Genomic DNA, 17,555 nt, shown 5'->3' on the forward strand with positions numbered 1-17,555 from the left:
GAGTAACACGAATTGTCATCGATCGTGTAAATACAGGATTCGTCCCTTCTTCCACCGTCCCTCCCGAGTTCGAACAACCTCGTTAATAGAAACACGGAATCGGTGCGCGCCGTTTCATTCAAAACCTCGATACTTCCCGGTTCGCCTCTGACGCACACGTCCGGTCGTCTCCCCGCGTCAGGCGAAACCGGGCCAGGAGAAGTCGGCGCGCACGCCGAACTTTCTGCACATGAACACGGTGGCAAACGCTCGTCGCGCCCGGTCCCGGATACCCGTACGCGCGCTGGTCCTCCTCCTGAGCGCGTCTGCCGCCTGGCTGGCTGCCGGCTGCGCGACCCGGACCGCCCCGGCGGACCGCCCTGCCCTCGCCGGCAGGGACCCGGGGCCAGCCGGAGCTGTGGCTTCAGGCAGCCCGGGCACGGCCGCCACCGATCGGCCTGCCGCGGCACCCGACACGGCGGCCGGCGCGGCGCCGCCCCTGCCCCCGCCGAGGCGGGAGGGCACCCTGGCGGTCGTGGGCGACATCATGCTCGCGCGCGGGGTGGCGACCGCCATCGCCCGCCACGGTATCGAGTACCCCTTTGCCGCCGTGGCCGGGCGGCTGCGGGCGGCCGACTACGCCTTCGCCAACCTCGAGTCTCCGCTCGGCGTGAAGGGAAAGCCGATCCCCGGGAAGGGCATCTGGTTCCGTGCCCGGCCGGAGACCGTGGCTGGGCTGCGCTTCGCGGGCATCGACGGCCTCACTCTGGCAAACAATCACATCCTCGACTACGACACGGAGAACTTCCTCGAGACCCTCGCCATCCTCCGTGAGAACGGCCTTGGCGTCGCCGGGGCCGGCGAGGACCTCGAGACCGCCCGCCGGCCACTGATCGCCGAGGCCGGCGGGGTTCGGGTGGCGTTCCTCGGCTACAGCCAGTTCGCGGACCTCTTCTGGGACTGGCACTACCGCCGTCCCTTCGCCGCGACCGACTCCCGCCCCGGCGTGGCGCCGATCCGCGAGGACACGCTGGCGCAGGACATCGCCCGGGCCCGGGAGCAGGCGGACGTCGTCGCGGTCGCTTACCACTGGGGCGACGAGTACGTCAACTACCCGGGCGCGGAGCAGCGCCGGCTCGCGCACAGGACGATCGACCTGGGCGCGGACCTCGTCCTCGGCTTCCACCCCCACGCCGTGCAGGGGGTCGAGCGGTACAGGAAGGGCCTGATTGCTTACAGCCTGGGCAACTTCGTCATGGACCAGAAACGGCCGGTGACCCGGGAGAGCATGATCCTCGAGATCCGGCTGACCCCGGAGGGGGTCGACGCCTACCAGGTGGTACCGGTGATGATCGAGGACGCGCAGCCCCGCATCCTCGACGGCGACGCCGCGCGGAACCTGCTGGAGAAGATCGAACGCATCTCGGCACCTCTCCGGGACGACGGGGCCCCGGCCAAGTCCGGGGCCGGGGCCGGGTCTGGCCGTGTCACGGCGACCCGATGACCGCGCGGGCATGACTCACCACGAACGCGGCCTCGCGGATGGCCTGCTGCGCGTCTTCCGGTCCGTACTCTGCCGTGGGGATGAAGTCGATGTCCCCGTAGAAGGCGAACTCGCGTTCCTTCCGCAGCCGCTTCGTGATGCGCGCGATCTCCTCCGCCTGGGCTCCCACCTGGGGCGGGAACCGGTCGCGGTATTCCACGATCAGCGGCCCGACGTCGTGCCACTTCGGCGGGTCGATCCCGATCGAGTGGAGCATGGCCTTGGTCGCCAGTTCGACCACTTCCTGCGCCTCCCGAACCACGTCGGAGTACGCGCCCTTCGATTCCAGGAGGGCCAGCACGTCGAGCCGCACCGTCGCCTTTTCGAGGTACGCAACGGCTAGCGGGCTGGTGGCCACAGGTCGATCACCTCCCCTGGCTCCAGGTCCGGCTTCAGCACCCAGTACCACCGGCTCCCCTGCCGGACCCGGCGGGCTCCGAGTTTCTCCAGACGCTCCTTGAGCGTATTCAGCACGGACTCGAAGAACCGGCCCTCATCATGGAGGAGGATGGCCTCCTCGACCATGTCCAGGTAGAGGTGGCTGCCCGCCTGCGCCTCGGCCACTGTCTTGAACACGGGCGAAAGGCTCGTATGGATCCCCGCACCTTCGAGCCGCTCCAGGTCTCGGGCCAGGGCCTGCTCGACGCAGGCGAACCCGGCCATCCGCCTGACCCGCCCCTCAGGGAGCTCGCGGCAGATCAGCAGCAGGTCGATGTCGGAGTCCGGCCCGGGTGTTCCCCGGGCGACGGAACCGAACACGGCCAGGGTGACCAGGTTCTGCCCGTAACACGCCAGCGCGGCCTCCCGAAGGCGCGGCAGCAGCCCCGCAAAGGCTTCGCGCAGGCGCACGGGCATCACTCCCTTTCCAGCCCATTATGCCTGAGTTTTCCGTACCGGTCAAGGACTGGCAACCAGACAACCAGACGGACGAAGGAGGGGCCTGCCGGCCCCTCCTTCCTGCCTCGCGCCACGGGACGGGGATCCGGGGCTAGGCCTCCTCGTTCCCTCGGCCCTTGCCGCCCTTCGGCCCCTCCACCTTGATCTTCGTCAGCACGCCGCCGCGGCCTTCCGCCTCGACCCGGTCGCCAACCTTCAGGTCCTCCCAGGTGGCGCTGCGGACCCCCTTGATCTCGATCCGGGCGCCGGCGGCGATTTCGTACGTCTCTTCGCCGTCCTCCGTCTCGATCGTCACCAGCGCGCCCTTGTCGCCGTCTGGCGGCTCGATGGCCGTGATGACGCCCTTGACCCCGATCTCTTGCTCTTTCTCACCTTCCCCGCGATCCTCGACCTTGACCTTCGTCAGGACGTCGCCAGCACCCTCGGCCTGGACCCGGTCACCCACGCGGAGGTCCTCCCACGTGGGGTCCTTGACCCCCTCGATCTCGATCCGGGCCGTCTCGGCGATCTCGTAGGTCGCCTCACCGTCGTCCGCCTCGATCGTTACCTGCGGGCCCTTGTCGCCGCCCGGCGGGACGATCGCCGTGACCACGCCCTCGACCTCGATCTTTTCCGCTTCCTCGCGATCCTCGACCTCGATCTTCGTCAGGACGTCGCCAGCACCCTCGGCCTGGACCCGGTCACCCACGCGGAGGTCCTCCCACGTGGGGTCCTTGACCCCCTCGATCTCGATCCGGGCCGTCTCGGCGATCTCGTAGGTCGCCTCACCGTCGTCCGCCTCGATCGTCACCTGCGGGCCCTTGTCGCCGCCCGGCGGGACGATCGCCGTGATCACGCCCTTGACCTCGACCCCGGCCTCTTCCTTCTGCGGCGCGCGGGCGACCACCAGGAGCGCGTTGCCGTCCTCGTCCAGGTCCACCTCCACCCACAGGCCGGACTCGAGCTGGTCCACGGAGGCCACCTTGCCGCCGATGAAGACCCGGGTCGCGGACGTGACCGGCACCGAGTACACATCGCCGGAGACCGTCTGGATCTCCAGCTCCGTGCCCGCGCTCAGGAGCGTCCCCTGGATCTCCTCCTGGTCCTCACCGGGGGCGGGCATCTGCTGGTCCGTGCGGTCGAGCAGGGCGGCCATCTCGGCCCGGGTCACCGGCTTGTGCGGCTTGAAGGTGCCGTCGGGGTACCCGGCGACGATCCCCTTCTCCGCTGCCACCGCGATGTACCCCACCGCGCCCGCCGGGATCGCCGCCGCGTCCTTGAAGGGCAGGGGCTCGTTCATCCGGGACAGAGCCTCCTGCTGCAGCCCGAGCGCGCGGACCAGCAGGGTGGCGATCCAGAGCCGGGACGCCTCCCTGTCCGGTTGCAGCTGGTCCTCCGTCGAGTCGAAGAGACCCTTCTCCAGAGCCACGGCCACGTACCCGACAGCCCACGGGTATTCGCGGTAGACCTTCTCCGCGTCACGGAAGTTCAGCTGCACGCCCGTGCGGCTCCGGGCCTCCTCTTCCAACCCCATGAGCCGGACCGCGGTGACGACCGCTTCGATCCGCCGGATCGGGGCGTTGGGGCGGAACGTCCCGTCCTCGTAGCCCCGGAAGATCGCCTTCACCTGCATGCGGGTGATGTACTGCAGGGCCCACTGGGCGCTCTCCACGTCGTTGAACTCCAGGACGACCCGCACCTTGCCCTTGCCCGGGGCGGCCTTGGGCGCCGCGCTGGCCGACGGCCCCGCGGCCAGGGCGATGACTGCCGCCAGCAGCCACGCCGTCCACCGTTTCATGCCATGTCCCTCCCTGCGTTCAGACTTCACTGCCCCCAACCGTCCCCTCACTCCATGTTTTCGTCTTGAACGGATGGGTTTCTGGGGGTCGGCGTCCGCCTCCGGCAGGACCGCCCCGTGCGGGCGGCGAAGCGTGATCCGCAACCGGGGTCGAGCGCACGGCCGCCGCGTGAGGCCGGCGCCCAGGATGGACGGAGGAGTGACACCACCGTGACCGACAGGAAGACCGCGATCGTGACCGGCGGCGCCCGGGGCATCGGGCTGGCGATCGCCAGGAGACTGGCCCGCGACGGCCTCCGCGTGGCCATCGCCGACCTGGACCTGGAGAAGGCCGAGCGCGAGGCTGCCGCCATCCGGTCGGAGGGCGGCGAGGCCATGGCCATCCGGGCGGACGTCACCGACCCGGCCGGCGTCGAGGCCATGGTCCGGGCGGTGGTCGATCGCTGGGGCCACCTGGACGTGCTCGTCAACAACGCCGGGATCGCCGGCCGCACGGCGCCCATCCAGGACCTGGACGTGGAGGACTGGCAGCGGGTGATCGACGTCGACCTGACCGGCGTCTTCCTCTGTTGCCGGGCGGCAGTGCGGGCGATGCTCCCCCGCGGCAGCGGGCGGATCATCAACATCGCGTCCATCGCCGGAAAGGAGGGCAACCCGACCCTGGTGCCCTACTCGGCGGCGAAGGCCGGGGTGATCGGCCTCACGAAGGCCCTGGGGAAGGAGCTCGCTCAGTCGGGCATCCTGGTCAACGCGGTCGCCCCGGCGGTGATCGAGACGGAGATCCTGCAGCAGATCGCCCCGGAAACCGTGCAGTACATGCTCAGCAAGATCCCCATGGGCCGGGCCGGGAAGCCCGAGGAAGTCGCCGAGCTCGTCTCCTGGCTCGCCTCCCCGGCCTGCTCGTTCTCCACGGGCGCCGTCTTCGACCTGAGCGGCGGCCGGGCGACGTACTGATGCCGAGGCGTGGCCTGAAGGCTCTCGTGGCTGCCGCCGCGTTGGCGGCGGTCGTGGCCGGGCTGGCCTCCCGGGCGGCTGCGGCGCCGGCTGCGGCGTACCGGGGGTTCCCGGTCGCCCGGCTGGTCGTCGACGGGCTGGCCATCGAGAACGGCGTGCCGCCGCTCCGGCTGGGCGGCCAGACGTTCGCCCCGCTGCAGGCGATCGCGGAGGCGGCAGGTGTCCGGCTGGAGTGGGATCCGGTGCAGGCCCGGATCCACGTCGACGGGCAGCCGGCTGCGACAGCGATCCCGACCGTCACCGTGGACGGGACCGTTCTCGTCCCCGTCCGTCCGGTGGCCGAGGCCATCGGAGGTACGGTCCGCTGGGACCCGGAGACGGAGACGGCCTTCGTCTACGGCCCGGGGCGCGACCCCACCTCGGCGGCGGTGGTCCATCGCGGTGGAGGCGTTCCCCTGGCGCTCGCGCGGGCGCTCGCCGGCGACCTGGACAGGATGTGGGCCCGGGTGGCCGGGGAACTCGGTCACTCGCCGGCCGGCAGGACGCCGGAGGTGTGGCTCTTCGAGGACCGCGAGGAGTGGTACCGCCACCTGGTGGCAGAAGGCGTGCCGGAGGCCAGCGCGCGCCGGGTCAGCGAGCACGCGGAGGGCACCGCGAGCGGGGGGGACCACGTCCACGTGGTCGTTTCCGCCGACGAACCCTTCGAAGCCGAGGTCCGCGTCGCCCTGCTCCACGAGCTGGGCCACGTCGCCCTCGATCGCCGGAACCTGAGCGGGCGGCTGCCGCAGTGGGTGCACGAGGGCCTGGTGGAGACGGTCGCCCGCCGCCTGGAGGGACACCTGCCCACCACGCCGCAGGGTAACCGCTGGCGGGGCGCGCTCCGCAAGCAGGTCCTCGACGACTGGCTCGAAGGCCGCCGGGCCGGCCTCATCGCCGACCCGGACGAGTTCTTCGATCGCTTCGCCGAGTTCCCGGCCCACGCAGAGGCAGCGCTGGCGGTCGACCGGCTCGAGCGCGACCGGGGAGCCGAAGCCCTCGCCCGGTACGTCGACGCCGTCGCAGCGGGCGGCGAACCCCATGCCCTGTTCGAGGAGATCTTCGGCGTCTCAATGGAAGCGTTCGAGTCGGAGTTCCAGTCCGCACTGCGGGAGGGGGCCCTGCGGCGCCCGGCGCTGCGCGCGGTCTTCGAGGTACCGGCCGGCACCCGGGCGTGCCTGACCGCCTACGGTCCGGGACGGAGCCGGAGCGACGTGTGGACCCTGGACACCGCCGGGCAGGTGACCGTCACCGTCGGGCCGGACGGTACCGCATCGGTCAGCGCCCCCCGACGGCGCCGGTACTACGGCCGGCTGGACGAGCCGCCCGGCGGCGATGAGGCGGTCGTCTTCGTCACCTGGGACCAGCCCGCCGAACTGGGTGGCCGGCGCCTCAAGGCGGTCGGTATCGCCTTCCAACGCGCCGGCGGCGAGTGGGCCTGGACCGCTACCAGCCTGTACTGGACGGACGGCCAGCCCGAACTGTGGTTGGACCCTCAGACGCCGGCGGGGCTCCGCCTCGTCGAGGTCAGCTCCCGGTGACGAAGTGCCGGTAGAGGGCCGCGGAGACGTCCGCGAGGAGCAGCGACGCCTCGTTGTCCGGATGGAAGCGCAGGTCGCGGCAACCCCGGGTCATCAGGGCGAGCACGTACCGCCGGCCGCGCGCCTCGACGAGGCCCACGTCGTTGCGGGTGCCCCGGATCGCCCCGCTCTTGGAGGCGACCCGCACGGCCGGCTCCCTGCCCGGTTCGACGAACCCGTCGTAATCCGGCAGGCGGCGCGTGATTTGCTCCGTGTACTGCTGCCGGCCCAGGATGTCCAGCATCTCGCCGCAGGCGGCGGGCGTCAGGACGGCCCGGGCGGCGATGAGCCGCATGAGACGGCCGAGGTCGGCCGGGGTGGACCGGTTCGGCGGCGCTCCCTCCGGCGCCCGGAAGAGCTTGTGATCGAGGTGCGTCCCCCGCAGCCCGAGTTCCCGCATCGAGTCGTTGACGGCCTCACGGCCCACCCGGTCGATGAGCAGGTTGGTCGCCGTGTTGTCGCTGACGGTGATCATCAGCGTGGCCAGGTCCTTCACGGTGAGCGCCAGGCCGGGCGTGAGGTCCTTGAGCACCCCGGAGCCGGGGACGATGTCCTCGGCCCGGAGCACGAGGCGCTCGGCAAGGTCCAGACGCCCCTCGCCGGCCTGCTTGTAGACTTCGTACAGGATGGGGAGCTTGATCGTCGAGGCGGCCGGGAACGTCTCCTCGGCGTTCCACTCCACCGTCTCGCCGGTGTCGAGGGACTGCGCCCAGACGCCCAGGGTGCCGCTGAAGCGCTCCGCCAGTGCGCGGATGTCGTCCGTGATCGCCAACCGAGGGGGAAGCCTCCTTCCGTATGGCCGGCCGAGCCCTGTACCCGACGGAACCCTCCCGGCCAGCCCTCTCATCCCGAGGATTTGACACGGCCGCCGCTCTTCCTGGCCGCTGCCCGCGCCCCTTGTGCATCCCCCTAGTGCATCACCCGCCCCCCGTCGACCACGATCACCTGGCCGTTGACGTGAGACGCGGCCGGCGACAGCAGCCAGGCGACGACCTCCGCCACCTCCTCGTACGTCCCGAGCCGGCGCAGAGGGGTCTGAGCCGCCATGGCGGCCAGCGCCTCCTCCGGCAGCGCCCGGGCGAGCGGCGAGTCGAGTGGCCCCGGCGCCACGCAGTTCACCCGGATCCCGAGCGGCCCCAGTTCCCGGGCCGCCGACCGGGTGAGGCCGACGAGCCCCGCCTTCGCGGCGGCGTACGCCGGTCCGAACGAGCCACCGGTCAGGGCAGCCACCGAGCTCACGTTGACCACCGCCGCGCCCCCGGGCGCCCCCGCCAGGAGCGGGAGCGCGTGATACAGCACGTGGAACGGCCCGTCGAGGTCGACGGCGAGGACCTGCCGCCACCCGGCCGGGGTGACGGCGGGCCACGGGGCGACGGGCGCGACCCCGGCGTTGTTGGCGATCAGGTCGAGCCCGCCCCAGGCGTCCTCGACCTGCCGCACCAGGTCGGCGACCTGGTCCGGGTCGGCCAGGTCGGCCCGCAGGACGAGGGCCCGCCGGCCCGCGCGCTGCACCTCGCCGGCGGTGTCCCGGGCGCCCGCCTCGCCGCGATGGTAGTGGACGGCGACGTCCGCCCCCGCCGCGGCCAGCCGCCGCGCGACCGCGGCGCCCAGGCCCCGGGATGCGCCGGTGACCAGGGCTCGCCGCCCGCTGAGGTCAGTGGTCACCGCCACGGCTGCCCCTCCTCCCGGAAGGCCTTGCTGGTGAAGAGGAACTCCGACAGCCGGCCGTGGTGCGGCGCGCCGGGCTCCGTGAACCAGGGCGGCACCGGGCCGGCGAACACCTTGGCGATGGTCGGCTCCGTGAGGCACGCCTCGACGAGCCCCGGGTCCCGGGTGAGCAAGGTGACCGCGAGGGAGCCCCGCAGAAGAGGCAGGGGATCGGCGCCGGCCGGGAGCTCGGCGGCCGTCGCCCAGGGCGCCGGCAGCTCGAGGCCGAAGGGCGGGGCGAAGGGGTCGGGGCAGCGGACGAGTTCGGGCTGAACGAAGGTGACGCCGTCGTGGACGACCACCCGGCCGGGGGTCCGCCGCGCCGCGTCCGGGTCCTTCCAGGCGGGGACCCGGGCGGCGGGGTCGAGGGGGTCGAGCAGGGGGATCGCCGCCAGCTTTCCGGCCAGGCCGTCCAGGAGGCCCGGCACCTCGCCCCGGACCAGGACGGCACTCGCGCAGGTGCACTTGCGGCCGCCGTCGTGGAGGATGCACTCGAGGAGGAAGCCGGCGGTCGCGTCGGGGTCGGCCGGGGCGTCGACCAGCACCCTGCTGCGGCCGGGGCCGTTCATGAGGACGCGGGCGTCGCGGCCGAGGAGGTCGGCCAGGACCGGGCCGCCGTAGGCGACGGTCCGGTCGCACGCCTCCACCAGCGCGGGTACCAGGTCGTGGCCGCCCGGGAGCAGGGCGATCCGCTCGGCCGGGAAGCCGGCCGCCCGCAGGGCCAGGGCCAGGCGCCAGGGCGTCAGCGGGTCGTCGGAGCCGGGCCGGACGGCGACGCTCCAGCCCATCGCCAGGGCGAGGACCCAGGTCAGGTGCACGGTGGGGTGGTTCGACGGGGCCACGAACCCGAGCACCCGTCCGGCCGGGACCCACGCGTACGTGCGGCCGTCCGGCAGCGCGACCCGGCGGGTACGGAAGACCGTGAGGTCCCCGCCCGGCGCCTGCCAGTGCAGTGCGGAGCGGATCTCGCGCAGCCCGCCGGCGAGTTCGGCGAGGGCCTGGCGGCTCCAGGCGAGCGGCGCCCCGGTGGCCCGGGTGACCAGGCGGGCGTGGTCCTCCGGCCCCAGGCCCCCCAGCCGGCTGCCGGTCAGCAGCTCGCCCGCCCGGGCGATGGCGTCCCAGCGCGATTCCGGGTCCTCCTCCGGGCCGGGGGCAGCGGCGCGCAGCCGCGACACCACCCGGTGCACCAGGAGGGCAGGCGCGTGGTGTACGCGGGCGAGGGGTTCGCCGCGGTAGTCCCGGAGGACGGACGTCGTCAGCGAAGCCGCTTCGTGGCCACAGCGCCAGATCGGCACCTCCAGCACGTCAGTACACCCCCTCGACCTCGGGTCCGCTGCCCCCCAGCGGCGCCACCCGGGCCAGGCCGTCCCACGGGTCCGGCAGGGAGGGCGGCACCCGGATCGCCCGGTCCCGCTCCAGATGCCACGGCAGGAAGAGCTCGCGGGTGAGGACGCTCAGGCGCACCTGCCCCTCCTCGCCGTACCCCACTTCCCTCGAGGGGTCCCGGGGGTCGACCAACCGCACCACCGCCCCGGGCGACGGCGGCACGAAGACGCAGCGATGGGGATCCCCGGGGCGGCGGGGGCGCTGGCAGGCGATGCCCATGAGCGTGTTGCCGTACCAGCCCACCACGGTCACGCCGGGGAGCAGTTCCTCCTCCAGCAGCCGGAGGGCCTCGTCCGACAGGCTGGTGCCGAACCAGATGATCCCCTTCACCCGGGCCCGCAGCCGTTCGTACGCCTCCGGGTGCTCGCACAGCGCCTGCAGGAGCGGCGGGGTGGTGGTGACCACCGTGACCGGCTGGGTCCGGAGGATCGCCAGGGCCTGCTCGATCACGTGGGCGGTGTAGCGGCGGACCTCGTCGAGCCGGCCGGCCCGGTACAGGCGTTTCACCCAGCGCGGGTCCAGGTCGACGGTGTGGCACAGGGAGCCGCGCAGGCGCGCCAGCCGGGCCACGCTGGTCCCGACGAGGTGGGGCCCGCTGGGCCCGACGTGCAGCCAGTCGCCGGCGGCGGGGTCAGGGACGTGCTCGTCCCGGGGGCCCCGGTGGGCGCCGGGAAAGCCGTGCAGGTCGAGGATCCGGCTGATCCGCAGCACGCCCCGGTACCGCTCCCGGGCGTCGACGATGCGCCGGGGCGGTCCGGTGGTCCCGCCCGTCTCCCACACGGCGAAGGGGCCGCGCGCGCCGCGGGGGATGAGGTCGGCGGCGGGGACCGTCCGCCACTCGTCGGCCACCGGGGGAAAGCGCGCGAGGTCGGCGAAGCCCCGGACGTCGCGGCGCGGGTCGAAGCCAAGAGTCTGCGCCCGCCGGAGCCAGTACGGCGAGCCGGTCTCTGGATCGAAGTGCCAGGCGATGATCGCCCGCACGTGCGCGTCGAGGCCGGCGCGCCCGCAGGCGCCGGAAACGTCATGCCCGCTCAGCGTCCACCACCTCCGCCCCGAGCGCCTCCAGGGTCCGGCGGGCCTTGGCGAGGCACTCCGCCCACTCGGCCTCCGGCTCGCTCTCCGGCACCACCCCGGCGCCGGCGCGTACCCGGACCGTCCCGCCCTCGATGGCGGCGGTGCGGATGGTGAGCCAGAGCTGGACGTCCCCGCCGGGGAGCAGCGCGCCCACGGCCCCGGCGTACCAGCCGCGGGGGACCGGCTCGAGCGCCTCGATCAGGGCCACCGCCGGCCCGCGCGGCACCCCGCTCACCGTCCCGGCCGGGAAGCACGCCCGGATGAGGTCGGCCGGACCGGCGTCCTCCCGCAGTTCCCCGGCGATGTGCGAGGCCAGGTGCACCAGCCCCGGGTGGCGCTCGGGCACCAGGAAGGACTCGACGGCCACGGAGCCCGGCCGGCACACGGACAGGAGATCCCGCCGGCCCTGCTCGACGGCCACCGCGTGCTCGAAGCGGTCCTTGCGGCTGGCCAGGAGGGCAGCAGCCGGTCCGGCCCCCTCCGGCCGGGTGCCCGCCAGGAGGTGCAGTTCGGCCCGCCGGCCGGTCAGGGTGACGAGGGGCTCGGGCGAGACGCCGGCCAGGACCGGCGCGCCGGGGCCGTCGGCGAGGAGGAACCTCAGCCCCGGCGGGTCCGACGCCGTGAGGCGGCGGAACACCCCGGCCGGCGGGAGCCCGCAGGGCGCGGACAGGGGCACCGAGAGGACGACCTTCTGCAAGACCCCGGCGGCCATCCGGCGCCGGGCCTCCTGGACGGCGGTGGAGAACCCTGCCCGGTCCCAGAGCGGCCGGGCGGCGGCCGGCGGGCCGCTGCCGGTTCGCACGCCGCCGGAGGCCCCGGGCGCGCCGGCCGGTTCGGGGGCCGGCAGCTCCCCCCGGTACCAGAGCGTGCCGGTGTGCCGGTCGAACAGGGCCGCGGCGCCCGGCAGCCAGAACCGGGCCGAACCGTCCCAAGCGAGGGTCCCCACCACCGCGCCGAGGAGGGCCGCCGCGCCGGGCGGGAGCGCGCCGGCCGCCTCCGGGGCGGCCCTTCCCGCCAGGGACAGGGCGCCTTCCAGTGTCGACGCCCGGGCCACCGGCTGCCAGGCCACCAGGTCGTAGCGCCTCCCAGCCGCCACGAGGCCCCCCAGGACGGCCACGGGCGGGGCGAGCGCTGCGGCGAGGTCGGCCGGACCCCAGGCGGGGAGCGGTCGGGACCGTGCGGGGGGGTCACCCGGGCCCATCGGGGGTCCCCCCTTCCAGGGCGACGGCCCGGACCGGCGCCGCCTCGGCGCCGTGCACCACGATCGGCAGCGCCGAGAGCCAGACGCGCCGCGAGCGCAGGGCCGCCAGGTTGCGGATGTACTCGAGGATCGGGATGCCGGCGCCGAGAAGCGACCGGTGCACCGGGAAGGCGCGGTCGCCCGGCTCCTCGGTGAGGCAGTCGAGGCCGACCAGCCGCACCCCCCGCTCGACGCACCACGCGGCGGCGGTGGCGTCGAGGTACGGGGGCTTCTGCCAGAAGTCCGGGTCCCCCCAGTGGCGGTCCAGGTAGTCGGTGCGAACGAGGAGCCGGAGCCCGCGCAGGTCCTCGCCGCCCATGACGGCGTCGAGGTCGGCGGCGGTGATCGGCTCGCGGAGGCCCTTGTGGGTCAGGTCGGCCACCACGGCCGGGCCCAGGAAGATCGCCGGGTCGAGTTCGGCCACGCCGGGCGCGCCGGGGAAGAAGTGGCTCGGCGCGTCCACGTGGGTCGCGTTGTGGGGGTTCATCACGAACTGGCTGAACGTGCGGCCCTGGCCTGCGGGGTCGGTGTCCGGGGTCAGGATCCGGCGCAGGTCGAAGCGCGCGTACCAGGCCGCTCCGTACGCCGGCATGCCGGCGCGAAAGCCGTGGGTGAGGTCGACGATTCGCACGGCCGGTGAGGGCGTCTGCCCCGCGCCCCCTTTCGCGCTGTGGTGCTGCCATCGTATGAAGGGACCCCGGCCCTGGCCCGCGCATAGAAGTGGCCCACGGGAGGTGCGCCGCGGTGGAGATCGGGCCGATGGCCCTGCACGAATGGCCGTGGCTCCTCGCCCGGTCGGTGGCCACGGGCTGGGAGCAGCTCATCCCGGCGCAGCGGGCGGCCACCACGCCGGCCTTGTTCGCCGCGCGGGTGGAGCACATGCTGCGCCTGGCGCTCGGCTTGCCGGGAGGTACCGCCCTCGTGGCGCGGGAGCGGGGGGAACCCATCGGGTACACCGTCGTGGCCGTGGCGCCGGACGAGCTCACCGGCATGCCCTGCGGCCACCTCGTCGACATCTGGGTCGAGCCCGGGCGGCGCGGCAAGGGGATCGGCCACCGGCTCACGGCCGCCGGGGAGGCGCACTGCCGCGCGCTCGGCCTTCCCCTGGTCCGCCGGGTGGTGGCGGCGCACAACCGAACCTCGCTCGCGCACGCCCTCGCCGACGGCTGCCAGGTCGAGCGGCTCACCCTCGTGAAGGTGCTCTGACGCCCCGGGGCGGAGGTGAGGGCCTTGTCCGCAAGCGTCGTCATGCCCGCCGGCGGCACGGTGCTCCAGTGGCTCAAGCGGCCCGGCGACTGGGTGGCGCCCGGGGAAGCCGTCGTCACCGTCGCGGTGGGCGGAGCCGCCCACGCCCTCCCCGCGCCGGCCGGCGGCGTGCTGGCGGCCGCGCTGGTGCGGCCGGGGAGCGCGGTCGCCCCCGGCGAGGACCTCGCCTACATATCGCCGGCCGTGGCCGGACCGGGGGGCCAGCGGCTCCTGCCGTGGGACCACCTGCGCCTGCGAATCGCCCACCACATGCAGTACAGTTCGAACGCGGCAGCCCACGTGACGACCGGGGTCGAGGTGGACGTCTCCCGCCTCCAGTCGCTGCGGCGGGCGCTCCGGGAACGGGGGATGCCGATCGGGCTGACTCCGTTCCTCGTGCGCGCCGCCGCCGAAGCCCTCCTCGACTGGCCGTGCCTCAACGGGCAGGTCACGCCGCTCGGCCTCGTGCTCCCGGACCGCGTCAACATCTGCGTCCCGGTCGACGTGCCGGGAGGAGTCGACCTGATCGTGCTCCGGGACGCCCCGTACAAGACCGTGTCCCACCTCGCCGCCGAACTCCGTTACCTGAGCGCCCTCGCCCGCGCCGGATACGGCGGCCCTCACATCAGCGAGGGGGGCACCTTCACCGTGACCAACCCCGGCAGCCTGGGGTCCGTCTGGGGGACGGCCGTCATCAACCAGCCCAACTGCGCCATCCTGGCGTGCCAGGCGGTCGTCGACCGGCCGGTGGCCCTTCCGGGCGGGCGGATCGAGGTCCGGCCGGTCATGAACCTGAGTCTCTCCTTCGACCACCGGGCCCTGGACGGCGTGGTCACCCTGGGGTTTCTCAACCGGGTCAGGGAAGTCGTGGAGGCGGCGAACGTCCCGGTCTGAGCCCGTCGTCGGGAAGAAACCGCCCCCCGCACCGGGCCGCTGCCCTCGCGCGGCCCGGCCGGGGGGACACTGTTCACGGTTCGTTGTGGCGCTTTCCTCGTGCCGGCGCGCCCGTCCCGGCAGGGAACCGGGCGGGGGACTCCGAAACTTGCATTAGATGGTAACAAGGCGGGGACGCAGCGCATGCGACAGCCAACCCGGATCGTCCGCCCCTACGGCACCTGGGACAGCCCCGTCAGCCCGGCCCGGCTCGCCCAGGGAATCCGGCTGAGCGACGTGCAGTGGGATACCGACGGCAGGACGCTGGTCTGGCTCGAGGGCCGCTCGGCCCAGGGGGTGCTGGTGGCGGCGGGCCAGGACGGCGAGGCCCCCCGGGACCTGGCGGCCGGATTCTCCGTGCGGGCCCGGGTCGGGTACGGCGGCGGGGATTTCACCGTGGCCCACGGCACCGCCTACTTCGTCGCCGACGGCCGCCTCTGGCGGCAACCGCTGCGGGGCGGCCCCGTCGTCCCCGTCACCCCGGCCTTCGGCCAGCCGGCCGCGCCGGCGGTCTCCCCGGACGGGCAGTGGATCGTGTACGTGCACTCGTACGAGCGCCAGGACTGCCTGGCGATCACGCACGCCGGAGGCGACGGCTGGCCCCAGCGCCTCGTGTGGGGCGACGACTTCTACATGCAGCCCCGCTGGCACCCGGATGGGCGGCGGATCGCCTTCATCGCCTGGAATCACCCGCAGATGCCGTGGGACGGGACGGAGCTGCGCCTGGCCACGCTGGAGGTGGGCGGTGGCCGGCCGCCCGCCGTTACCGGCGTTCGCACCCTGGCAGGCGGCACCGGGGTGTCGATCTTCCAGCCCGAGTTCTCCCCGGACGGCCGCTACCTGGCCTACGTCTCCGACGAGTCCGGCTGGCCGAACCTGCACCTGTACGACCTGGAGGCGGGCACCCACCGCGCGCGGGTCACGGAGCCGGCCGACCACGGCCGGCCGGCCTGGGTGCAGGGGCTGCGGACGCACGGCTTCAGCCCCGACGGCCGCTACATCTACTACATCCGCTCTTCCCAGGGATTCAGCTCGCTGTGGCGGTACGACCTGTCCGAAGGCCGGGCGGAACCGGTCGCCCCTCCGCCGGACGAGTACACGGTCCTTTCCCAGATCGCCGTCGCGCCCGGCACCGGGGAGATCGCCCTGATCGCCTCGTCCCCGGTCGCCCCGCCCCGTGTCGTCGTCCACCGGCCGGGGCAGGGTACCCGGGTGCTTCGCCGCAGCGCGCCCGAGGACATCCCGCCGGAGGCGCTCGCCCGTCCCTGGGCCGTCTCCTGGCCCACGGCGGGCGGCCAGGAGGCTCACGGCCTCCTGTACGAGCCCACGAACCCGCGCTTTGAGTCGCCGGGGCGGCCGCCGGGCATCCTCCGCATCCACGGCGGCCCCACATCCCAGTCCCTGCCGGGCTTCTCGCCGGACGCGCAGTTCTTCGCGACCCGGGGCTACGTGGTCCTCGAGGTGAACTACCGCGGCAGCACCGGCTACGGGCGGGCCTACATGGAGGCGCTGCGGGGAAACTGGGGCGTGGTGGACGTGGAGGATGCGGTCAGCGCCGCCCGGTTCCTCGGGGAGGCGGGCATCGCGGACCCGGACCGGCTGGTGATCATGGGTGGAAGCGCCGGCGGTTACACGGTCCTCCGGGCGCTGACCACTCATCCCGGCACGTTCCGGGCAGGGATCTCCCTGTACGGCGTCTCCAACCTGTTCACGCTGGCCGCCGAGACCCACAAGTTCGAGGAGCGCTATCTGGACTCGATCGTGGGGCCGCTGCCGGAGGCCGCGCACCTGTACCGCGAGCGGTCCCCCCTCTTCGCCGCCGACCGCATCACGGACCCGCTGGCCCTGTTCCAGGGTGCCGACGACGAGGTCGTTCCCCGAAACCAGTCGGATGCGATCGCCGAGTCCCTGCGGCGCCGCGGGGTGCCGCACGAGTACCACGTGTACGAGGGCGAGGGGCACGGCTGGCGCAAGGCGGAGACCGTGGAGGCGTTCTACCGCGCCGTGGAGGCGTTCCTCCGCCAGCACGTGCTCTACGCCTGAAGGAACCGCTCCGGGAGGCCCGCATGCGTCGCTGGAAAGGTTACGCCCTCGTCCTGCTCGCCGCGGTGCTCTGGGGGTCGCTGGGCATCGTGGGGCGCCGGCTGTACGCCGGCGGGCTTTCCCCCGAGGTCGCCGTCACCTACCGCTCCCTCGGGACCGCGGTCTTTCTGGGCGCCTACCTGGGCTTGGTCCGTCCTGCTCTCCTGGCGGTCCGCTCCCGGGACCTGCCCTTCCTGGCGCTGTACGGTCTGGTGAGCGTCGGCCTTTACAACCTCCTGTACTTCACGGCGATCCGGCTGATCCCGGTCGCCACGGCGGCGGTGCTGCTCTACACGGCCCCGCTGTTCGTCGCGATCCTCGGCCGGGTCCTGTTCGACGAACCGCTGACCCCGGCCAAGTGGGTCCTCCTCCTCGTCACCCTGGTGGGCACCGCCCTGGCCGCCGGCGCGTACGACCTCACGCAGGTGCGCCTCAACGCCACCGGGCTCCTGGCCGGGCTCGGGGCGGGCTTCACGTACGGCCTCTACAGCATCTTCGGTAAGTACGGCCTCGGGCGGTACAGCCCCTGGACCCTGGTCCTCTACACCCAGATCGCGGGCACGGCGGTGGTCGCCCCGCTGGCCGGGGCCGCCGCGCTCGCCGCGCCCCTGCGCCGCCCCGACCTGTGGCCGGCCCTCGCCTACATGATCCTGGGCCCGACGCTGTTCGCCTACGCCGCATACCTCGGCGGACTGCGGGAGATCGAGTCCAGTCACGCAAGCATCACGGCGACGGTCGAACCCGTGGTCGCCGCCATCCTGGGCGCCGCCGTCCTCGGGGAGGTCCTGGCGTGGCCGCAGGTCCTCGGGATCGCCCTGGTCCTCGGCGGGGTCGCGCTGCTGCAGGTCCGGACCTCCGGCGGGCCGCCTCCCGGGACTCCCTCCGCCGTCCGCCGCGCCGCCGGATCGCCCCTGTGAGCACCGGCGCGCCGCCCTGAGCGCTCGCGCCCCCCGGGTCGCGGCACGCCGTGGCAGCCGCCCCGGCCCGGACGTACGTTGGCCCCGGGGGTGATCCCGGTGTTCGAGATCCGGCAGCAGCTCAGCCCCGAGCTCCTGATCATCCTGGTGCTGGTCCTGCTCCTCCTGCCGGCCATCCGCTGAAGCACGTTGCCCTCCCCGCCCA

Annotated in this window: 16 protein-coding genes; 7 read left to right on the forward strand and 9 right to left on the reverse strand. The window is 73.6% G+C overall.

Annotation, left to right across the window (positions count from 1 at the left end; translation table 11 throughout):
* Window positions 1-514 precede the first annotated feature (514 nt).
* Window positions 515-1,483 carry a CapA family protein gene (locus caldi_RS06365; RefSeq protein ID WP_264844269.1) on the forward strand — a complete coding sequence of 323 codons (969 nt, stop codon included), beginning with the start codon at window positions 515-517 and terminating at the stop codon, window positions 1,481-1,483.
* On the opposite strand, the gene caldi_RS06370 is transcribed toward caldi_RS06365, so the two are convergent.
* The 3 genes from caldi_RS06370 to caldi_RS06380 all read right to left on the reverse strand — a co-directional run bounded on the left by caldi_RS06370 (window position 1,467) and on the right by caldi_RS06380 (window position 4,196).
* Window positions 1,467-1,880, reverse strand: coding sequence for a HEPN domain-containing protein (locus caldi_RS06370; RefSeq protein ID WP_264844270.1), 414 nt, complete (start codon window positions 1,878-1,880; stop codon window positions 1,467-1,469). The genes caldi_RS06365 and caldi_RS06370 overlap by 17 nt on opposite strands.
* The gene (locus caldi_RS06375) at window positions 1,862-2,371 is read right to left on the reverse strand and encodes a nucleotidyltransferase domain-containing protein (RefSeq protein ID WP_264844271.1); all 510 of its coding nucleotides are present in this window, start codon (window positions 2,369-2,371) and stop codon (window positions 1,862-1,864) included. The genes caldi_RS06370 and caldi_RS06375 overlap by 19 nt, the downstream gene beginning before the upstream one ends.
* A gap of 139 nt (window positions 2,372-2,510) precedes the next feature.
* Window positions 2,511-4,196 (reverse strand): S-layer homology domain-containing protein, encoded by a 1,686-nt coding sequence (locus tag caldi_RS06380; RefSeq protein ID WP_264844273.1) that lies wholly within the window; start codon window positions 4,194-4,196, stop codon window positions 2,511-2,513.
* Between the two features lie 210 nt (window positions 4,197-4,406).
* Between caldi_RS06380 and caldi_RS06385 the strand changes: the two genes are divergently transcribed.
* A complete protein-coding gene (locus tag caldi_RS06385; protein WP_264844274.1) occupies window positions 4,407-5,150 on the forward strand; it encodes an SDR family NAD(P)-dependent oxidoreductase in 744 nt (247 codons plus the stop codon).
* Complete coding sequence (locus caldi_RS06390; RefSeq protein ID WP_264844275.1) at window positions 5,150-6,727, forward strand: copper amine oxidase N-terminal domain-containing protein; 1,578 nt, start codon at window positions 5,150-5,152, stop codon at window positions 6,725-6,727. Before caldi_RS06385 ends, caldi_RS06390 begins: the two co-directional genes overlap by 1 nt.
* Here the strand turns inward: caldi_RS06390 and caldi_RS06395 are convergent.
* From caldi_RS06395 to caldi_RS06420, 6 genes are all read right to left on the reverse strand, one after another.
* On the reverse strand, window positions 6,714-7,538 hold the full coding sequence (locus tag caldi_RS06395) for a serine hydrolase (RefSeq protein WP_264844276.1): 825 nt from the start codon (window positions 7,536-7,538) through the stop codon (window positions 6,714-6,716). The genes caldi_RS06390 and caldi_RS06395 overlap by 14 nt on opposite strands.
* A gap of 137 nt (window positions 7,539-7,675) precedes the next feature.
* A complete protein-coding gene (locus caldi_RS06400; RefSeq protein ID WP_264844277.1) occupies window positions 7,676-8,437 on the reverse strand; it encodes an SDR family oxidoreductase in 762 nt (253 codons plus the stop codon).
* Window positions 8,428-9,777, reverse strand: coding sequence for an aldehyde dehydrogenase family protein (locus caldi_RS06405; protein ID WP_264844278.1), 1,350 nt, complete (start codon window positions 9,775-9,777; stop codon window positions 8,428-8,430). Before caldi_RS06405 ends, caldi_RS06400 begins: the two co-directional genes overlap by 10 nt.
* Before the next feature lies 1 nt (window position 9,778).
* A complete protein-coding gene (locus tag caldi_RS06410) occupies window positions 9,779-10,840 on the reverse strand; it encodes a hypothetical protein (RefSeq protein WP_264844280.1) in 1,062 nt (353 codons plus the stop codon).
* A 40-nt stretch (window positions 10,841-10,880) separates the two neighbouring features.
* Window positions 10,881-12,134 (reverse strand): chorismate-binding protein, encoded by a 1,254-nt coding sequence (locus caldi_RS06415; protein WP_264844281.1) that lies wholly within the window; start codon window positions 12,132-12,134, stop codon window positions 10,881-10,883.
* Entirely contained in the window at window positions 12,121-12,804 is a 684-nt protein-coding gene (locus tag caldi_RS06420; RefSeq protein WP_264844282.1) for a cyclase family protein, read from the reverse strand. The genes caldi_RS06415 and caldi_RS06420 overlap by 14 nt, the downstream gene beginning before the upstream one ends.
* 113 nt (window positions 12,805-12,917) lie before the next feature.
* Between caldi_RS06420 and caldi_RS06425 the strand changes: the two genes are divergently transcribed.
* From caldi_RS06425 to caldi_RS06440, 4 genes are all read left to right on the forward strand, one after another.
* Window positions 12,918-13,379 (forward strand): GNAT family N-acetyltransferase, encoded by a 462-nt coding sequence (locus tag caldi_RS06425; RefSeq protein WP_264844283.1) that lies wholly within the window; start codon window positions 12,918-12,920, stop codon window positions 13,377-13,379.
* Window positions 13,380-13,403: 24 nt separating this feature from the next.
* Window positions 13,404-14,312, forward strand: a complete 909-nt coding sequence (locus caldi_RS06430) for a 2-oxo acid dehydrogenase subunit E2 (RefSeq protein ID WP_264844284.1) — start codon at window positions 13,404-13,406, stop codon at window positions 14,310-14,312.
* 183 nt (window positions 14,313-14,495) lie between these two features.
* A complete protein-coding gene (locus caldi_RS06435) occupies window positions 14,496-16,394 on the forward strand; it encodes a S9 family peptidase (RefSeq protein ID WP_264844285.1) in 1,899 nt (632 codons plus the stop codon).
* A 23-nt stretch (window positions 16,395-16,417) separates the two neighbouring features.
* Window positions 16,418-17,350 carry a DMT family transporter gene (locus caldi_RS06440; protein ID WP_264844286.1) on the forward strand — a complete coding sequence of 311 codons (933 nt, stop codon included), beginning with the start codon at window positions 16,418-16,420 and terminating at the stop codon, window positions 17,348-17,350.
* Window positions 17,351-17,555: the final 205 nt, after the last annotated feature.

The organism is Caldinitratiruptor microaerophilus, from assembly GCF_025999835.1.
Taxonomy (GTDB): Bacteria; Bacillota; Sulfobacillia; order Symbiobacteriales; family ZC4RG38; genus Caldinitratiruptor; species Caldinitratiruptor microaerophilus.

Coding starts and splice junctions, on each gene's coding strand:
- caldi_RS06380 (WP_264844273.1), bottom strand. CDS start 4,196: ATGAAACGGTGGACGGCGTGGCTGCTGGCGGCAGTCATCGCCCTGGCC.
- caldi_RS06390 (WP_264844275.1), top strand. CDS start 5,150: ATGCCGAGGCGTGGCCTGAAGGCTCTCGTGGCTGCCGCCGCGTTGGCG.
- caldi_RS06415 (WP_264844281.1), bottom strand. CDS start 12,134: ATGGGCCCGGGTGACCCCCCCGCACGGTCCCGACCGCTCCCCGCCTGG.
- caldi_RS06435 (WP_264844285.1), top strand. CDS start 14,496: ATGCGACAGCCAACCCGGATCGTCCGCCCCTACGGCACCTGGGACAGC.
- caldi_RS06440 (WP_264844286.1), top strand. CDS start 16,418: ATGCGTCGCTGGAAAGGTTACGCCCTCGTCCTGCTCGCCGCGGTGCTC.